17 protein-coding genes are annotated in these 18,327 nt (G+C 41.1%); 14 read left to right on the top strand and 3 right to left on the bottom strand.

The annotated features are described in order from the left end of the window. Positions 1–12 precede the first annotated feature (12 nt). From FXW07_RS14225 to FXW07_RS14190, 8 genes are all read left to right on the top strand, one after another. A complete protein-coding gene (locus FXW07_RS14225; RefSeq protein ID WP_229395995.1) occupies positions 13–1,569 on the top strand; it encodes a methanogenesis marker 3 protein in 1,557 nt (518 codons plus the stop codon). Between the two features lie 281 nt (positions 1,570–1,850). After that, a complete protein-coding gene (locus FXW07_RS14220) occupies positions 1,851–2,294 on the top strand; it encodes a methanogenesis marker 6 protein (protein WP_048123024.1) in 444 nt (147 codons plus the stop codon). 5 nt (positions 2,295–2,299) lie between these two features. Beyond that, positions 2,300–2,803 (top strand): methanogenesis marker 5 protein, encoded by a 504-nt coding sequence (locus tag FXW07_RS14215; protein WP_229395994.1) that lies wholly within the window; start codon positions 2,300–2,302, stop codon positions 2,801–2,803. Further along, entirely contained in the window at positions 2,800–4,047 is a 1,248-nt protein-coding gene (locus FXW07_RS14210) for a methanogenesis marker 15 protein (RefSeq protein ID WP_229395993.1), read from the top strand. Before FXW07_RS14215 ends, FXW07_RS14210 begins: the two co-directional genes overlap by 4 nt. Before the next feature lie 7 nt (positions 4,048–4,054). Next, positions 4,055–4,654 (top strand): methanogenesis marker 17 protein, encoded by a 600-nt coding sequence (locus FXW07_RS14205; RefSeq protein WP_229395992.1) that lies wholly within the window; start codon positions 4,055–4,057, stop codon positions 4,652–4,654. Position 4,655: 1 nt separating this feature from the next. After that, positions 4,656–5,588, top strand: coding sequence for a methanogenesis marker 7 protein (locus FXW07_RS14200; protein WP_229395991.1), 933 nt, complete (start codon positions 4,656–4,658; stop codon positions 5,586–5,588). A 142-nt stretch (positions 5,589–5,730) separates the two neighbouring features. Continuing rightward, a complete protein-coding gene (locus tag FXW07_RS14195) occupies positions 5,731–6,198 on the top strand; it encodes a carboxymuconolactone decarboxylase family protein (RefSeq protein ID WP_048123015.1) in 468 nt (155 codons plus the stop codon). 421 nt (positions 6,199–6,619) lie between these two features. Continuing rightward, the gene (locus tag FXW07_RS14190; RefSeq protein WP_229395990.1) at positions 6,620–7,273 is read left to right on the top strand and encodes a matrixin family metalloprotease; all 654 of its coding nucleotides are present in this window, start codon (positions 6,620–6,622) and stop codon (positions 7,271–7,273) included. Positions 7,274–7,589: 316 nt separating this feature from the next. Here FXW07_RS14190 and FXW07_RS14185 read toward each other — a convergent pair whose 3' ends face one another. The 3 genes from FXW07_RS14185 to FXW07_RS14175 form a co-directional block, all read right to left on the bottom strand. Beyond that, positions 7,590–8,615, bottom strand: coding sequence for a PGF-pre-PGF domain-containing protein (locus FXW07_RS14185; protein WP_229395989.1), 1,026 nt, complete (start codon positions 8,613–8,615; stop codon positions 7,590–7,592). After that, on the bottom strand, positions 8,530–9,360 hold the full coding sequence (locus FXW07_RS14180; protein WP_229395988.1) for a PKD domain-containing protein: 831 nt from the start codon (positions 9,358–9,360) through the stop codon (positions 8,530–8,532). The genes FXW07_RS14185 and FXW07_RS14180 overlap by 86 nt, the downstream gene beginning before the upstream one ends. Positions 9,361–9,880: 520 nt before the next feature. After that, positions 9,881–10,318, bottom strand: coding sequence for an NUDIX domain-containing protein (locus FXW07_RS14175; RefSeq protein WP_229395987.1), 438 nt, complete (start codon positions 10,316–10,318; stop codon positions 9,881–9,883). A 669-nt stretch (positions 10,319–10,987) separates the two neighbouring features. Here FXW07_RS14175 and FXW07_RS14170 point away from each other — a divergent pair. The 6 genes from FXW07_RS14170 (at position 10,988) to speB (ending at position 18,327) form a co-directional block, all read left to right on the top strand. Further along, on the top strand, positions 10,988–13,366 hold the full coding sequence (locus FXW07_RS14170; RefSeq protein WP_229395986.1) for a hypothetical protein: 2,379 nt from the start codon (positions 10,988–10,990) through the stop codon (positions 13,364–13,366). Between the two features lie 190 nt (positions 13,367–13,556). After that, on the top strand, positions 13,557–13,880 hold the full coding sequence (locus tag FXW07_RS14165) for a PKD domain-containing protein (protein ID WP_229395985.1): 324 nt from the start codon (positions 13,557–13,559) through the stop codon (positions 13,878–13,880). A 75-nt stretch (positions 13,881–13,955) separates the two neighbouring features. Beyond that, positions 13,956–14,303 carry a hypothetical protein gene (locus tag FXW07_RS14160; protein WP_229395984.1) on the top strand — a complete coding sequence of 116 codons (348 nt, stop codon included), beginning with the start codon at positions 13,956–13,958 and terminating at the stop codon, positions 14,301–14,303. 170 nt (positions 14,304–14,473) lie between these two features. Next, positions 14,474–16,261, top strand: coding sequence for an aldehyde ferredoxin oxidoreductase family protein (locus FXW07_RS14155; protein ID WP_229395983.1), 1,788 nt, complete (start codon positions 14,474–14,476; stop codon positions 16,259–16,261). Positions 16,262–16,982: 721 nt separating this feature from the next. Next, complete coding sequence (locus FXW07_RS14150) at positions 16,983–17,369, top strand: translation initiation factor IF-5A (RefSeq protein ID WP_048123005.1); 387 nt, start codon at positions 16,983–16,985, stop codon at positions 17,367–17,369. Positions 17,370–17,451: 82 nt separating this feature from the next. Continuing rightward, on the top strand, positions 17,452–18,327 hold the full coding sequence (gene speB, locus FXW07_RS14145) for an agmatinase (RefSeq protein WP_229395982.1): 876 nt from the start codon (positions 17,452–17,454) through the stop codon (positions 18,325–18,327).

The following is an 18,327-nucleotide window of genomic DNA, read 5'->3' as shown; positions in this document are numbered from 1 at the left end:
ATACTAAATGAGGTGCCGATTACGAGTAATGAGATCAGCGTAGAGGTGAATGGGCAACAATATACCTTACCTGCAGGCTCTATCCTTGAAGATGCCCTTAAAGTTTCCAGAGCCCCTTATATAGCCGGTACAGCGGTCGGAATTCTGAAAGAGGTCGCTGAGGAAAAGATCGAAACAGTCACCGAATACGCTATCAATACTCCCAGAGGAGAATTCAGGATAGAAATAAGAAATCCTGAGTCGCCTTCAGGAAAATTATGGGCTGAGCATTTTAAAGAGTACGAAGGAAAATCTATCCACTGGGCAAGTCCTGAAGCTCTAGCTTTCGGGCCTTTTGAAGCCGAAATTAAACCTTCGCGCGAAACAGGCAATTTTGAAGCTTTTGAGGTGATGTTTGGAGCAGGAGGTTTTGATCCCCGTAACACTCATCTTATTTTTTCACTTAAAAGACATACTGCGGAATATGGGACTCCTGAAGATGGGGTCTTTGCAGAAGTTGTGACCGGAAGAAAAATTTTGTCCAGGCTTTCCAGAGAAGATACAATTCTTGGTATTGAGCCAATTATAGAATGGGAACAAATCTCAGAAAAGACCTGCACAACTGATCTTTCTGTTCCGCTTGAAGATGGTGACAGCATATTTACTTATTTTGAAGTTGAACTTTCCAGGAATGCTCCAGGGGGAGCAGAACATTTCTATGCCCTTACTCGTGAAGGAACTCTCAATGTAGATGTTACTACCAGTTCATTTATCTCAGATGATGACCTGAAGGGAATACCTGCTCCTTATGAAAATTTTGATCCAAGACGAGAAGGTGCAGTTTCTGTCCGTACAGTCGGATATGGGTTGGGCAGAATATATATTTCAAGAGAGGAGCGTCCTTCAAGCCTTGTTCATTCTGTTGTAGGGCAGGTAACGAAAGGCATCGAACTCATTAAACTTGCAGAAGAAGGACAGAAGCTTTCGGTTGAGAGTCTTCCTCCCCAGATAGTGCTTCTGGGACATAGCTTTGAAGAGGCCGAGCCTGTACTTTCTTCCATAGGGGTTGAACTGGTAAAAGACGGATACACCGGAAAGGATGCCGTAATTGTCAGTCAGAACCCTCCAACAACCCTTGAGATCCTTGGGGAAGCAAAGGTGACTGCGTATGCAGTACCCAGAGATAAACTGATTGAGATTGAGCTTTACTCTGAAAAAGCCCCGAAATCTGTGGATTTCTTCCGCCATGGTCTTGAACTTAAAACAAAAACTGTTGGGAAACTGCCTGTTTATATGATATATGACGACACCTACCTTTTTAAGACAGAAAAGGAAGTTGTGAAGTACAAGGAAATCCTTCCAGAAAATACCCCCACGGACAAAGTACTTGGAGGGGAAATAGGGATTACAAACCAGTCTGCAAAGAGGATGGGGACTATAGGAATAAGACTTGGAGACGACGAACTTTTCGGCCCCACAGGAGAACGATTTTCCTCAACTAATATTGTCGGCCGGGTAATAAACCCTGAAAAGCTCCTTGCTGTCAAAGAAGGAGATGTGATATACGTAACTGAAATTGTACGCAAGTAAACTTAAAAGTATAAACTATAATACAATTGGATAATGGGCGTACATACTATTCATAATATATAAAACAAGTAATACGCATAAGCACAATAATAAGTAAATAGACGTATAAGTACCCGGTTAGTAGCTCAAGATGATTTTCAGCTCTCTGGGTCAGATTAAATCTTGCTAACGAATTAGTCAGCTCATTATAACGTGTCCGCTTTAATGAATCCAGATGTTTAAGCGGATTCACATTAATTTATCGAAATTTAAAGTCTCCCGAGGCTAAGGAGAGACGAAATATGACGGAAACGAAAAAAGAAGAGATTACAAAGTACATTGTAATCAGTTCGGATAAAGTGCTGCCTTCAGATGCAGCCATGAAGATCTATGAGTCAGAGTTTCCAGTTACGGTAAAGGAGACCTGTTTTGGACTTATCGTATCAGGAGCCAAAGACGATGTCCAGATCCTCGTTGAACAAATCCGGCAGCTTGATAAAAATCATATTTTTGTAAAGGATAGGGGATTCCCTCCAGGAGATGAAAGGCGCTGCCGCGCAAGCAGAGGTGGAGGCCCACGGCCGGGATTCCATTTTTTGAGGGAAGAAGTGGAGATGCTTCCTGCCATAGGGGCTGCACTTGACGAACTGGAAGCAAAGGAATGTGTAACAGAAAAACGCAAAAAGAAATGCAGGCTTACAACTTCGGACCTGGAAAAAGTTATTGAAGAGGAGCTTGCGAGGTGAGTTTTTTGGCAAAGGTTTTCATTTACCCTATAAATAGTCTTATTCTAGCCGACCTGGTTGAACGTTTCGGGCACAAACCCCTTACCATGATGAACCAGATCCGAGAAAAAGTTACAAGCCTCAGCCTTGATTCTCCTCCTCTAAATATTACTCCCGAAGACCCTAAATTGGGTCTTAAGTATGCTGCAATTGAAGTGCCGGCTGGAGTAAGGGGAAGAATGGCGTTGATAGGCCCTCTTATCGAACAGACAGAAGCTGCAATTATAGTTGAAAACCCACCCACGGACTTTGGTTGTGTGGGGTGTAACCGTACAAATGAGCTGATGAAGTATCTGGTCCGCTCAAAAGGTGTCCCTGTACTCGAAGTAGAATACCCGGAATCCGACGACGAAGCCCGCGACTTCGTAAACAAAATAGTAGCATTTCTGGAGTCGTTGCCTAAGGAAAAGCCTGAGGAAGATGAAAAGGCGAAAGAGACAGAATCGGCAGACAAGGAGGACAAGGAATGAGCACAGAGGAATCTGCACTTGTCAAGATTGCACTGGTATCCTGCGGCTCTGAGTATGCCGGAGTTCAGCCCGAATTTGAAGAAGCCGCAGCCCAAGTAAATGCAAAATTTATTTTCCCTGAAATTGATGTTGCATCCATAGATACTATAGGCAGAGATTTTGGGCTTGAGGTTGCGAGTGGAGACCTGAGGCTTATGATGGCCCGGGCAAAAGCTGTTGTTGAAGGTATCGCCAATGCGGATGGAGTTTTCATTACCACCTGTTTCCGCTGTGCCGAAGGAGCTATTGTACGAAATGAGGTCAGAAGATATATCCATGAGCACTCCAAAATCCCGGTAATCAGCTATTCTTTTACCGAAAGCACCAGTGCAGGTACACTTCTTACTCGCCTGGAAGCTCTTACTACAATTGTCAGGCGCAGGCACCTTCTTACAAGGGAAGTTCAGACCGGACTGACCGCGGGAATAGATTCAGGGTCAACAACCACGAAAGCCGTGGTAATGAGGGACAACAAAATAATAGGCAAGGGCTGGGTGCCCACAACAAAAGTCCTTGAAAGTGCTGAAGAAGCTTACTCTATTGCCCTGAAAGAGGCCGGCGTTTCCAGGGAAGAAGTGCAGGCTCTGGGTACAACCGGATACGGACGATTTCTTATAGGTACTCATTTTAAAGCTCAGCTTATCCAGGAAGAAATCACTGTTAACTCAAAAGGAGCCGTCTATCTTGCTGACAAGCAGAAAGGCAATGCAACAGTTATTGATATAGGCGGTATGGACAACAAGGCGATCTCGGTTCAGGACGGGATTCCCGGAATGTTTACAATGGGCGGGATTTGCGCAGGCGCTTCAGGACGTTTCTTTGAAATGATCTCAAAGCGGCTTGGTGTAGATATCACCGAACTCGGAGCCCTGGCAGTTAAAGGGATGCATGAACATGTATCTATGAACAGCTACTGCATAGTCTTCGGAACTCAATCCCTTGTAAATTCCCTTGCAAGAGGTGCTACTCCTGAAGACGTGGCTGCTGCAGCCTGTTATAGTGTGGTAGAACAGATCTATGAGCAGCAGTTACAGGAAGTAGATGTTAAAGAGCCTCTGATTCTTGTGGGCGGATCTTCCCTAATTGCAGGAGTCCCAAAAGCCCTCGGAGAACTTCTAAAGATCGATGTCCTTGTTCCCGAGAACTCACACTTGATAGGAGCAGTAGGAGCAGCTTTGCTTGCTTCGGGCTTTGTGGAGGAGTGAGGAAAAGATGGATTCGCTTGAAGTCTTTGATGTCGAGTCCGCAATCGCTCCGGAGCAGGAATTTTATAGAAAGATTATCGAGGACAATCTTTCAAGTCTCAAGCTTGCCCCGGCGATAGGGAGAATAAAGGTAGTGTTGAGACCTGAAGATTCTCTTTTTCAGATGGCAATTCTCCTGAGGGACGTGGGCACCAGGGTTACAACAATTGATATTGCCGATGTGGACGCAAAACCGATTGCCCGTGAGATAATAATTTCTATCAAAAAAGAGCAGTATATTCCAGAATTACTGGGAATACTCTGGGAGCGTTACGGGAAAGCAAATATCAGCCAGCCGGACCGATGGACTGTAGCCATAAGTACGGATAACCCAAAGGAAGAAGCAGCTTTTCTTAAAGATATGATGGTTGCAGATCCAAAGCACAGGCTTCACGAAAATCTTGTTGATTTTGCAATCCGTGTCACCCCTGAGGGTTTCAGGGTCCGGTATCACCTGTATAAAGGTAACCAGTTTATTTTTGTGGCGTCCGAGGAAGCACTAAAACATGAGTGGATCGAAGAAGCAGGAGCGATGCTCGAAGAACTGATGAAAGGAGGGAAAAAGTAAGATGGCTGTACTCCGACCCTATCTTTATACCGGTGGCGTCCACAAGCATGGACTTTTAATTGAGCTGCTGGAAGACCTTGGAGGCTACATAGTCCAGAAAGTAGTTACAGGGACTGAAGTCAACCTTATTATGCTTATTCCGGAAAAAGATGTCCCAATTGTGAAAAAGCAATCTGATGAACTGCTTGGAGTTATGGTAGAAGCTCCCCTGACTGGAGTTGAGATTGCAGTTGTTTCGCCAACTCTTGCTTCTCACCACCTCCCGCATTCAGCATGTGACATTGCAGAGTATCTCCGCCACCCCGGAGCCAATACAAACATGATAGGACTTGCAAGAGGAATGGGGCGAAGGGTATCTCTGTCCATGGACTATGAAAGAAGACTTATTAACGAACATGATATTGCAGTTTTCACATTTGGGTCTTTCAGTGACTGCATAATAAACAAGAAGCCAAAGCTTTTTGAAGGCGTAGAAATTCCAATTGTAGTTACAGGCGGACCTGACCTTAAGACCGAGGAAGTTCCCGGAGCAGACCTTTATGTTGGGAATATTGGAAGGACTTCTCACAGGTTAAGGAAAACCGAGGAGGTTAGCGCCCTTGATAAACTCAATGAAGAGGTTGGAAAGATTGCTGATAACATTCGTAAACAGCAGGCAAAAGACCCCCTCGCAGTGCTTCCTGCTAGAGTTATGAAAGAGATTGAAAATCAGGTGCCGGAAATCCGGACTGTACTTTCGCCTGCTCCATTGACCCTCCAGCTTAATGGGCTCAGAGTCAAGTTACCCTATGATGAATTCCATGAAAGACTTGAAAAACTGGAATTTGATGAAGGGGTTACTCTTTCCGAACTTGCAAATATTTCAAAATCAAAAATGAAAAATTATATATTGATAAAAATCAAATCTAAGTCTGACGTTGGTTTTGCAATTTGACCCGGGTTCTGTTGCATGAAGAGTTATTTGCTTTACATTTTACTGGGTGCGTGTTTTTCACTTATCCTTTATATTGTAAAGCCTGACACAGAAAACGGAGTCTGAATCCTTTTTCCACGTTAATCTACGCTGGTGGTTTCGTATGGAACTTGAAGATATTGTGGAAATTTTGAAAAAGGACCCTGAGAAAGCTGTTCCTGAACTCCTTGAAGATGTCCGGAATCAGTATGGTGAAGTCCCATATATAATGAACTTCATGAAAGATCTCCCGGAGATTTTCATCCCAAAAACGCTTTACGAAAACTCTATAATGAGGGGATTCAAGAACCTCGACCCAGAGACAGTTGAACTTATCGCGATAGGTGTAGCTTCTGCCCTTCGCTGCGAGCATTGCCTGAAAATGCATATTAGAGTCGCAAAACGGAAAGGAATTAGCAAAGAAAAAATATTTTATGCAATTATGATAGGAGCATCCATCTCCAATGCCGCGGTACTCGCTGAAAGCACAAGAGCACTTACATCCGAATTTCCGGATGAAGGAAATGAAGAAGAATACTGCTGTGACTCGAATTGTGAGGTATGTAATATCTCCAAAGCCACTTTTAAGTAAACAGATAATTCAGTAGATCTAAATTCGTTATAAAAATCCACATAGAAATTCATAGAAATTCATATAAAAATTCACTATCAAAATTCGTTTTTGTGATATTATAAATTCAGTTCATCAGGACCTTATTTAATTTTGAAAAATTAATTCCCTGCCAAAACCTGACCAAAAGCTAATCTCTGAGAGTTCTTCCATCAATAATCATCCACCGATACAAACTCGCCTTTTCGCACTGGTTTTATGCGAACATGTGTGATAAATGTGTGATAAGTGTGGAGAGTATCTGCGGGATGCATATTGGATGTATGCAGGAGATAGATACTTTTACGTTGGGTTTCAGGGTTAATAATATTTATTTGGTAGTCCGATTTATATAAGTCGAGACCATATGTACAGAGTTAGATTCTCTTTTATGCTGTTACTGATGGTACTTATTTTACCTACTGTCTCAGCTGCATCTGAAACGAATCCGGAAAGAATTCTGGATTATCCATGGGACCACTCTCCTATTACTGTATATATTGATGACAGCAATGTTCCCGAGCACTACAGCCCTACCTATTATGCACAAATAGAAAAGGCTATGAAATACTGGGAGGAGGGAGGAAACGGAAACCTTGAGTTTACGCCTGTTTTCAAACTTGTGGATTCGAAAGAAGCTGATATCAGGATAAAATGGGTTGAAAATCTGGAGATCGTTGAAGGGGCTCCCACAGGCGTTGCTGGCTATGCAAGTCCCATGGTATCTGATGATCGATATGTAAAGGTCGACATAGTGCTTGAGGTAGGAAATTATCAGGGAAAAGCCTGGCGCCAGTATGGGGATGGGACAATGCTTTCTGTTGCAAAACATGAATTCGGGCACGCCCTGGGCCTGGGGCACAGCAGCAACAGAAGGGATATCATGTATCCTGAATACGAGCAAAGAGAAGATCTAAACCCTCTCCTCCTGAGCAAGTACGGGCCCATACTGCGTATGGCAGCTCTTGCAGCTTTTGCAGTTCTCCTGTACCTCGGGGTAAGCTGGCAGCGCAGCAGGAAAAAAAGGAAAAAACTTGAGGATAAGTATTTCAAGTAAAAATTTATTTAAAGTGCCTCGGAGTAGATCCAAGTTGAAACTCTATCCTAAAAATCAAAATTGGTTTCATTGATCATCGGTTAAGAAATTTTCTTGCCTGAAAATTATCGATTTTATATTAGAAGCCGGCCTTAAATTTTGGCCTATTTACATGAAATCGATACTCTGTTCCAGCCCACAAACTATTAAATTATTTAATATCTATTTAAAAATTGACGCAATTTATCATGAGTCTTCACTTAACCGAAAACGTATGTAAAAGACTTAGATGAGGATATTGAATCCTCATCATATATTCTTTCTTAATTACATATTCTTACTTTCTTTTATACAAAAACACAGCAAGCAAACTAACGATTCCAAAAACTGATTCAAAACCTGGAGATTTTTTGTTTTCATTTCCAGAAGTAGTTGGACTTTGTGTCTGTTTAACATTCGTTGCATTACTTGCGTTGTTTTCAAGACTACTATTAGATCCAGATTGAGTTTCAGATTTTGTTTCGTTCAGAGCTGCGTTTGATGCTGTCTTGCCAGTTATCGCAAAAGGAGAAGATAATCCTGGGGTTTCAGCTATGAAATACAGGTACTCATTGTCTTCTCCTGCAAGAGTGGTTTGTAAAGGATTCCATTGTGAATCATTGTACCTATTAAATGTAACAGAAGACTTGTCTATATTTTGATCTTGTAACCAGGATTTTTCAACCTTGAAATATACTGTTGCATTTTCAATATTATCGGGCGTTGCAAATCCACTATTTCCTACCCAGATGTTTACGAATTTATATACTTCATCAGAAGGTGGTTCCGAAACCAGAGTGGACTGATTTATTAGCATCTCAACTATAGCTGTAGTTTTGCCAACAGTCTTTTTTGAATCAAAACTGATATTAGTTACAGGAGTGGCATTTTGTGGGAAATTGAAATTTACAGAGTTCCCGTATGTAATAGAAGTCTGTGAGATTTCTTTAGCTGCGACATTGCTTTGAAGCTCGGGCGAACCACCGGCGCCTCCGCTGCTACCACTGCTACTGCTGCCACTGCTACCGCTACTACCACTGATACTGCTGCCACTGCTACCGCTACTACTATCGCTATTACTATCGCTATTACTATCGCTACTACTATCGCTGCTATCTGATACAGTAACAGTTCCCACGCTATCTCCACCGCTGCTACTGTCTTCACTATCGCTTCCACCACTTGAGCTGCTCATTTCTTCCACATATATTGTTTTGTTTGCTAAGCTTGTTCCGTTTTCATTGTTTGCTGCAAGATTGACAGTAATAGTTTCCTGCTGTTGAATAGGTATGTGACGGATTCTGATCGGTTGAATTAGTTCCATCTCCAAAGTCCCAGTTCCATTCATTTGCGTTTTGTGAGGTGTCTGCAAATTGCACATCGAGGCCATTGGAAGTATCGGCGTCAAAACCTGCTTCTGGAAGAATTTTCTGTTGCCCCATAACAGTTATTTCTTGAGCTGTCGCATCCCAACCTCTTCCATTGCTCACTTCTAAAACAACCCTATAAGTTCCGGGAGAAGTGAAAGTATATGTTGAGTTCTTTTCTTTTGAAGTATTTGTCAGTCCAAAATACCATAAAGCTGTAGTTGCATCTTTACTCTTGTCAGTAAATGTTACATTCAATGGTGCATATCCAGAAGTGGTCGATGCAGAGAAATTAGCAGTTGGCAGACCTGTAGTGTTTTTATTTCCTACAACATAATCTATCTTTTTAAGTGAATCACTTCCATTAGGCCCAACTACAATCAAAGTAACATTAAAAACTCCATAAGCTTTAGCTCTTCCAAACCTATGAGATGTAGTTACCGAGTTTCCTTTTCCACTGCTGTAAGACCAATGGTTAATTTGCGGATTATAAAATTCCCATTTCCAGCTGGTAACTTGACCAGTCACGTTACCAGTTAGCCTTGAATCAAAAGGAACAGTCCCTTTAGTAATGTTACAAGTAAAATCATTAATTGTTACGTTGCCTGAAGCTGAAACCACTCCAATTGATGGTATAATAGCTAAAGTTACTTGCAAGAATAGTATAACTAATAAAACCATAGATGAAAAAGATTTTTTCATGTAAGTCCTCCTTAGGACAAATTCAATTAAGATGTAAATTCTACAATCCTTCAATTTAGTCGCGTAAGTCCTAGTTATTTCACTCTGTTAACTGGATAATGACCAAAAAATTTGTTCTTAGATATAAGCTTACTTTTTTGAATAAAATTATTACTAGAGTTAATTTGTAAAAAAAGTTCATTTAATCCGTAATTTCTTGAAAACAACCACAATATGGCAATAACTAAGGGAATACTTCTTGAGATCGTAATTATAGATTGTATTAAAAATATTCTTAAAAAAGACAAAAAGTTCTTTATTATCAGCTTACAAATGGCCTTAGTGTAAGTCACTAATTTTTCTTTCGGATTTTTACTTAAAGAGCTGATTCAAAAACTCAAAATCTACTTTTTTGAAACTCATTTTTAAAATCGTCAATTGAGATTCTGACCAGGAAAGTAATTCTATAACTCTTATAAATTATGAAAATAAAAATTGGTTTTGTGACTGGCTCAGCAGGTAATCACTTTTCTGATATATTTTAAATAGGTAGCTCTGGAGGTTCTTTATTTTCGGCAGCGAATCTTTTAAAGAATTCCTTAAAGTGATCCGGAAGAGCATCCATTTCCAGAATATGCTCAAGAGAGCTCCATGCATATTCCACATGTTCATAGCTCAACTTTACATCAGCAATGATATATCCTCCGTCATATATTATGGCAATTACTTTTTTGTCCGGAAGCTCAAAGGTAGCATACCCTGCAATCTCTCCGAGCGCAATTGAAATCCCGGTTTCCTCCCAGACCTCTCTAACAACCGCGTCTTTAAGAAGTTCTCCAAGGCCCAGCTTTCCACCCGGCAGATCCCATTTTCCCGGATTGCTGTGAGAATTTTCCGACCGTCTGAGAAGCAGGAATTCTCCTTTCTCGTTCCGTAGAACGGCATAAACAGAAACGATATAAGGTTTCTCCAGGTTCATACAATATATATGTGAGATTTCTCTGTCTTAAAGGCTGGCTCTTTTAAGATCTTCTGGATATAACTTTTTAAAACTATCTTTCAATAACACTTTTTAAAAACCATATTTTCAATGACACATTTTAAAGAATCACGGATTTGAGTTAAGAACCAACTATACTGAAATAAGTGAAAATAAGGCTTTAAAAAACGCTATTAACAAAATAATGATATAAAATACGTAATTATAATTAAATCTGAACAAAAAAGTTAACACGTGTTAATTTTATCCTTTTTCTGATATAGTATATAATAAACTATTCTATTTTAGTTCTTATAGAAATATCTATATTCTTTCTTGGATATATTTTATAAAGTAGGAATTGAACATTTATTCTTCAAGTTTGGGTTTTTTGGGGAAGTCACAATTTGAGACTTGTTTTTAATGTAAATCTCATGAGCTGGCTCCAGAACTCAGTGCTTAATACAGGTTAAAAACCACAAAGTTTGAAGAGTGCAGTCCCTAAATTTACCTCTGAATTGAAAGCTATAGTCTCGAATATTGATTCGATTACAAATGGATCTTTCCTCAAATTTAGAGTTTAGTTTAATAATCGAATATTGAATGACTAAGTTTAGGAAAAAGAAAGTCTGGATTAAAAATTTCATTTTAGGTTGAGGTGTAAGTTAGATGAAAGTTGATAAAAGAGCAGCAATTTTTTTTGGAATATTTTTTGTTATATTTTTAATGACCATCGGGAACGCAACTGCAGTTCCTGCAGAGGGTACAAGAACCAGGGTCAACATCAGTGACGCACAAGTAAGGTCTCTGGATTTCTATGGGGACAGAATTGTATGGGCCGATGCTCGGAATGAAGAAGATCAGGTAGATAACTTAAGCTTCTATTCCAACCATGATGAAAACTGGGATATCTACATGTACGACCTCTCCACTTCCATGGAAGCACAGATAACCAGTAACAACTCAACACAGTCCAATCCTGCTATTTACGATGATAAAATGGTATGGCAGGATCTGCGTAATGGAAACTGGGACATCTACATGTACGACCTCTCCACTTCCGCGGAAACCCGGATTACTTCCAGTAATTCTAACCAGACTTTACCTGCTATTTACGATGATAAAATAGTATGGCAGGATGATCGAAATGGAAACCTGGACGTTTACATGTACGACCTATCGACTTCCACGGAAACTCAAATAACCACTAATGAATCAAATCAGAGTGATCCTGCGATTTATGGGGACAAAATAGTGTGGGTAGATGAAGTGCAAATAGATGATGCTATAGATCCGTATTTTTCTATAAATAATAATATATGTGTATACGATCTTGCCACTTCTACGGAAACCCCGCTTTCTTCGGGATTAAGGAGCTGGAACCCTTCAATTTATAAGGACGTTGTCGTATGGGAGCAGGAAGATTATGTAGGAAATAATGAAATGATTGTAATGCATAATCTTTCTACTTCCACAGGAGAGCTTATAGCCTATGAAAGAACTGGCAGTCCCGATATTTATGAGGATAAAATAGTGTGGACTCAAGATTTCTGGGATTTCAGAAGTCATGTTTTAATGTATAATATTTCCACTTCTACTGAAACCGAGTTGACTGCCGAGGGAGTATACGACGCGGGTTCTGGAAGTTACCCTGCTATCTATGGGGACAGGGTTGTATGGGTACCTTCGCATGGTGGTATTTACATGTTCACTCTTGATTCTGCGGGATTGCCTGTGGATAACAGGGAAAATGGAACTGAGACACAGATTACCACTAATGGATCATTTCAGACCGAACCGACGATCTACGATGATAAAATAATATGGCAGGATGCTCGCAACAGAGAAAACATTGATCAATCTGGATATCCTACTGGCAGCTATGACATCTATATGTACGATCTTTCCGCCCACAAAGAAATTCAGATCACCAATGATAGTTCAGATCAAGTATCTTCTGATATCTACGGGGACAGGATAGTGTGGTATGAATGGCCGAATGGAAACCCAGAGGTCTACACTTACAACATCTCTACTTCTAATAAAACCAAAATACATGATGGTGTAATAAATAATCCTCGTATCTACAAGGATAGGATAGTGTGGTCAATCAATAACATCTACATGTACAATCTTTCCACTTCTACGGAAGTCCAGATAAGCAACAACACGTCATATCAGGACTATCCTGCAATCTACGGAGACAATATTGTGTGGACGGATAGTCGTGACGGAAATCTGGATATTTACATGTATAACCTTTCAACTTCTACAGAAACCCAGATAACCACAAATAACTCAATTCAAAGAGTTCCTGATATCTATGAGGACAGGATAGTATGGGAAGACTATCGAAATGGAAACTGGGATATCTATATGTATAACCTTTCCACTTCCACGGAAACTCAGATAACTACTAATGAATTTAATCAAGGGTCACCTTCGATCTATGGAGACAGAATTGTATGGGTAGATGATCGCAGTGGCAGGCCCGATATTTACATGTACAACCTTTCTATTTCTAAGGAAACCCGAATTACTACCAGTGGATCAGTCTGGATATTTGCAGGCGATAATGATGATGAATGGGGAGGAAATCCTGGGGTACTTGATATTTATGGGGGCAGAATAGTCTGGCATGATTCCCGCAATGGAAACCCCGATATCTATATGTTTACTCTTTCTTCGGCTGAAGTGCCTCCTCTGGATGACAACTATACGGATGGAGACGAGGGAGATGAAAACGGAACCCAGCCTTCTGACAATTGTTCTTCGGAGCTAATGCCTCTGGACGGGATACAGGCTCTTAAGGAGTATGTGGAAATTACATACAGGTGCCATGTAAATACAAAAACAGGCCTGATAGATCTGCTTGATACTTCTAAATGTTACTATGAAAAGGGTGAGAATAAAGAAGCTGTTTTCATGCTTAATTCCTTCATTCATCTCGTTGAAAAAATGAAGCTATGTGAACAGGTTTCGGCTGATGAAGCAGATTACATGGTCAGGAAAGCAAAGGAAATTATCGAGCAGATAGAACCAAATTAAGAGTGAGGATTAAGTTTACAGCCGTCAGGAGGCGATAAAGAAAATCAATAACATTCTCCACTTTTATTCATTAATTTTTTTTGATAGATTATTGTATGAAAGGGAGAAGGATGAAACAAATGAAAAAGAAAAAAATGCTTTTTGAAATAGCCTTCATCTTTGTGTTTTTAATTTCATTTAATCTGCGGCGTTGGCAGCTTCTTCACAGTGTGTAGATGGCCAACTCACTCTCACGGAAACCCGGATAACCACTAATGAATCAATTAAAGTAAACCCTTCTATCTACGGTGACAGGAATTTTGGAGAGGGAACTAATTCAACCGAGCAAAATCCGACACATACCTGTTCAGCAGCAGAAAATTATACAGTGACGCTTACAGCAAGCAATGCAAATGGAACTGATACGAAAATAAGCGAGACAAACATACTAAGTTTTTCCCATAATGCCCGTTGTGGATTCAATTTTTTAATTTTTTTAATGATAGTGTTCTATTTGTGTAAAAAGTCAATTTGAAAATAAATATGAGAAGCCAGCAGCACAGCCAAAATTCAGGTTCAGTATGAAACAATCACTGAGGAGATGAATTAATTGGATGAAGGATTAGGATTTGTTCTAATGTTTCCGGTATTTTACTTGTTAATACCTGTTAGCATCTCATTTGCTCTTTTATACGTAATCCTCAAAAATAAAAAACTGAGTATTGTGGGGTCGATTATCGGACTGCCACTTGCTTTCGTGCTTGCATATGTTATCCCTTTGAGGGATGGAGAGTCTATTATATGGCACCTTGCGTGCATAGATATAGTGGCTGCGTCACCTTTTGTTCCTTATATAATGGCTACTTTTTCTGGTATGCTTACGGCGTTTATAGGGATAATTGTCATTGAGGCTATAGATTCTGTATCCGGTTTATTGGACAGGCAGGCTGAAAGTTAATAATTCTGACCTGTCCGAAATATATTCATTGGTTACCGGCTAAGAAGTTTTCTTCCTGATGGTGTATATTTCAAAGAAAAAAAGGAATATCAACTTAAATAAGGTATAAGTGAAATGATTATAAAAACAGGATTGAAAGCTTGGATCAGAGCAGAAACGAAGGACTCAATATGACTTGCTGGACAGGAAAAACAGTATATGTAGACCTTGGCAATGAATCAGTTAATATCGTCGAAACGAATGAAAAGTTAATTCTCAGATATCTTGGAGGCAGAGGACTTGGAGTGAAACTTCTTTCTGAGCTGACAGGTCCCGATATCGATCCTCTTAGCCCTCTCAATCCTCTCATTTTTACCTCAGGTCCGCTTTCAGGCCTTGCCCCGATGGCTTCAGGTGCAGTCCTCACATCGAAATCGCCTCTAACAGGCACAATATTTAGCTGGAACATGACTGGGGGCTTCGGGAGTGAACTGAAGAAAGCTGAAATTGATGCTCTGGTAGTTACCGGAAAGGCAAACAGGCCTTCCTATGTGGAAATCACGGACGGAAACATTGAAGTTGTGCCCGCAGAACATCTCTGGGGAAAGAATGTCAGAGAATGTACCGAAGCCTTTGGAAACAAAGGTAGTGTGAAAGGTAGTGTGGCCTGTATTGGCAGGGCAGGAGAAAAACAGGTCCTCATCTCCTCCTTTGTTGTTGATTCCATATATAGCGGAAGAGGAGGCCTGGGCGCGGTTGCCGGCTCAAAAATGCTCAAAGCCGTGGTTGCGAAAGGAGAAAAAGAACTTTTGCCTTCCGATCCTGAGAGATTCCGGGAACTTGAGGTAAAACTACTAAAGCTCTTTGATGCAAGCCCTGTGCTTTCAAAAGGCCTTGCAAATTACGGCACGTCTGCGCTTGTAAAACTGCTGGATTATATGAATCTCATCCCCAGCAGGAACTTTACCGAAAAGAAAACTCCATTTGCAGATGCGCTTTCAGGAGAGCGTATCAAATCCACTTTCGAACTTGAAAATAAGAGTTGCCCTGGCTGTCCTCTGGGTTGTAAGAAGAGAATTAAAGGAGCAGGGCAGATGTTTAAACAGAAAGGGCAGATTTTACCTGAAGGGGCGATTTTACCTGAAGGACAGATTTTGCCTGATTATGATTCCTTCTGGGCCTTTGGGTTTAACCTTGAAAACCCTGATCTCACTTCCGTGCTTAAGGCTGACATGATATGCAATGACTACGGGCTTGATCCGATCTCGGCAGGTTCCGTACTCGGGGCGTATGCAGAACTCAAAGAAGGAATAACCGAGGCTAATGAAATAGAATCCAGGCTCTTTGAAATCGGGGAAGGAGGAAAACTAGGAAATGGAGCCAGACGATACTTATCAGGCCTTGGGAGAAAAGACCTGAGCATGGATGTAAAGGGGCTAGAACTCGGAGGTTTTGATCCGCGAGGGATACGGGGACAGGCTCTGGCTTATGCTACTTCCAGCCACGGGGGAGACTATCTGACTGCTTTCATGGTCGGGCCAGAGGTACTTGGAAAGCCTGTAAGTCTTAACCGTCTGAGCCTTAAAGGAAAAGCAGGCATCCTTCAGGTATTTGAAAACCTGACTGCAGTTCTGGATTCTTTTGTATTCTGCCCCTACTCGGGTTTTGCCCTTAACGAAGAGCTCGGTTCGTCTCTCCTGCTTTCGGGTGCATGTATGGAGATATCACCGGCTGAGCTTCTGAAAATCGGAGAAAGAATCTATAATCTGGAGAGAATGTATAACCTTAAAGCAGGGTTTACACGAAAAGACGATACCCTTCCTGAAAGGCTGTTTGAAAACGAGGGCAAAAACGAAGGGTACGGGCTTCCCAGGCAGGAATTCGAATCTGCACTTCAGGAATATTACCATTACCGCGGATGGAATGAAGAAGGAGTTCCCGGATTGGAAAAGTTAAAGGAGCTTGGGATCAACTTTTAGGAGCTTGGGATCAGCTTTTAAGATGAAAGTCGGAAAGGCTGTGGGGATGGCGTAAAAATTGCAGAAAGGAGTCCTAAAACGCTTGTAATATAAAAAAGGAAAAATTTCCAGGCAAATTTACTATACTGCACGCTTCAAGAGAATAATAACTCTTATTGAGTAAAGAATCTTCTCTTTGAAACCTAATATTACCTTTAATCCAGTATTTCGTTTAAYCCAGTATTTCGTTTAATCCAGTATTTCGTTTAATCCAGTATTTCGTTTAATCCAGTATTTCGTTTAATCCAGTATTTCKTTTAATCCAGTATTTCKTTTAATCCAGTATTTCKTTTAATCCAGTATTTCKTTTAATCCAGTATTTCTTTTAATCCAGTATTCCTTTAATCTGGATTTTTCCGGATTTTTTCGGAGATTTTAGGCAGTTTTCCCCGGAATCCAGTCAAAAGACGTAAAATCTCGCACAAGCGTTATATAGTCAAGGATAAATTAATCGTATTAGTTCTCGATCTGTAGATTAGCTCTGCAGGCACTCCAAGCTCGGAATATTTTCCAGTTTTTCTATGCAGATCTTAAGTAATGTATTGGTAAAATAAGAGTCAGGCTTAAAAATTAGAAAAGCCTTCTTATACTACTTTACCGGAGCCGTGGAAAGTTTCTGGCAAATCCGGAATGGCGTTTACAGCTTATTTATAAACATCTAAAAACGTATGGGAGAATCATTATGAAACAGCAGGTAGAAGTTAAGGAACTTAAAGAAGGGAAATATGTAATCATTGATGACGAAGCATGTGTCATAAAAAGTATTACCAAGTCCAAACCGGGAAAACACGGGGCGGCAAAGGCAAGAGTAGAGGCTATCGGACTCTTTGACGGCCAGAAGCGCTCCTTCATAGGCTCAGTTGCAACCAAAGTATACGTCCCGATTGTGGAAAGAAAGACTGCACAGGTAATCTCGATTACCGGCGACATTGCCCAGCTTATGGACATGGGAGACTTCTCAACCTTTGAGATCGTAGTTCCTGAGGAATACAAGGATAAGGTCAAAGAGGGCGAAGAGATTTCTTACATTACAGCTCTTAGCAAGGTCAAGCTCGATATACGGACATAAACTTCCTAAACTAAAGTGAAACTCAGGTCAAGAACCTGAGTCGTTCTTTTTTTAAGCAAATAATTTCATATCAGGCTAAATTATGTTTTTACCCAATTCCTTTATAGACGCTCTTGCAGACTATGAATCTGCACGTTATGTTATCTTCGGCGTGCCTTTTGATAATACTTCTTCTTACAGGGCAGGCAGCCGCTGGGCTCCTGACGCTATGCGGCGGGCTTCTGCGAATTTTGAGAGTTACAATCCGACTTTCGACATAGACCTTGTCGATCTTCCGATCTATGATGCCGGAAACCTGGAAACTTCAGCTTTTGTTGACGAGACTCTGCAGAACCTCTACGAAGCTACAAAAGACCTCCTGAATGATGGAAAGCTTCCCATTATGCTTGGCGGAGAGCATTCGCTGACCTTCGCTATGGTGAAAGCCTGCGCCGAATTCGCAGGAGAAGATTTCGGGGTACTTGTCCTGGATGCCCATTTTGACCTCAGGGAAGAGTACAGGGGTTTTAAGCATAACCATGCCTGTGTGTCCCGAAATATCCTCAGTGAGGTTACCAAGAATCTTGTTTCCATAGGCATAAGAAGCGGTCCGGAAGAAGAATGGGTTTTTGCCAGGGAAAATAACCTGAAGTATTATACAGCTGATGATGTGGAATCCACTGGCATGGTAGAGACCCTCAAAGAAGCCCTCGAGTGGCTTGACTGCAGCCAGATCTATCTTTCCCTTGATATGGATGCAATAGACCCGTCTTATGCCCCTGGGCTCGGGACGCCTGAGCCTTTTGGCCTGAGTGCGCGAGATGTAAGGACTGCAATAAGGACGCTTGCTCCTTTTTCAATGGCTTTTGATGTCGTAGAAATCGCCCCTGAATACGATTCCGGGCAAACCGCCATGCTTGGGGCAAAATTGATGAGGGAATTTATTGCTTCTCATGCAAAGAGTTGCAGGAAAGCATAA

Origin of the sequence: Methanosarcina sp. DH1 (genome assembly GCF_020804205.1) — an archaeon.
Lineage (GTDB): Archaea > Halobacteriota > Methanosarcinia > Methanosarcinales > Methanosarcinaceae > Methanosarcina > Methanosarcina vacuolata.
This window is presented reverse-complemented; position numbering and strand designations above follow the sequence as displayed.

Excerpts from the sequence above, each read along its gene's own strand:
- FXW07_RS14220 (WP_048123024.1), top strand. The coding sequence starts at position 1,851 with ATGACGGAAACGAAAAAAGAAGAGATTACAAAGTACATTGTAATCAGT.
- FXW07_RS14210 (WP_229395993.1), top strand. The coding sequence starts at position 2,800 with ATGAGCACAGAGGAATCTGCACTTGTCAAGATTGCACTGGTATCCTGC.
- FXW07_RS14205 (WP_229395992.1), top strand. The coding sequence starts at position 4,055 with ATGGATTCGCTTGAAGTCTTTGATGTCGAGTCCGCAATCGCTCCGGAG.
- FXW07_RS14200 (WP_229395991.1), top strand. The coding sequence starts at position 4,656 with ATGGCTGTACTCCGACCCTATCTTTATACCGGTGGCGTCCACAAGCAT.
- FXW07_RS14195 (WP_048123015.1), top strand. The coding sequence starts at position 5,731 with ATGGAACTTGAAGATATTGTGGAAATTTTGAAAAAGGACCCTGAGAAA.
- FXW07_RS14190 (WP_229395990.1), top strand. The coding sequence starts at position 6,620 with ATGGTACTTATTTTACCTACTGTCTCAGCTGCATCTGAAACGAATCCG.
- FXW07_RS14185 (WP_229395989.1), bottom strand. The coding sequence starts at position 8,615 with ATGGAACTAATTCAACCGATCAGAATCCGTCACATACCTATTCAACAG.
- FXW07_RS14180 (WP_229395988.1), bottom strand. The coding sequence starts at position 9,360 with ATGAAAAAATCTTTTTCATCTATGGTTTTATTAGTTATACTATTCTTG.
- FXW07_RS14175 (WP_229395987.1), bottom strand. The coding sequence starts at position 10,318 with ATGAACCTGGAGAAACCTTATATCGTTTCTGTTTATGCCGTTCTACGG.
- FXW07_RS14170 (WP_229395986.1), top strand. The coding sequence starts at position 10,988 with ATGAAAGTTGATAAAAGAGCAGCAATTTTTTTTGGAATATTTTTTGTT.
- FXW07_RS14155 (WP_229395983.1), top strand. The coding sequence starts at position 14,474 with ATGACTTGCTGGACAGGAAAAACAGTATATGTAGACCTTGGCAATGAA.
- FXW07_RS14150 (WP_048123005.1), top strand. The coding sequence starts at position 16,983 with ATGAAACAGCAGGTAGAAGTTAAGGAACTTAAAGAAGGGAAATATGTA.
- speB (WP_229395982.1), top strand. The coding sequence starts at position 17,452 with ATGTTTTTACCCAATTCCTTTATAGACGCTCTTGCAGACTATGAATCT.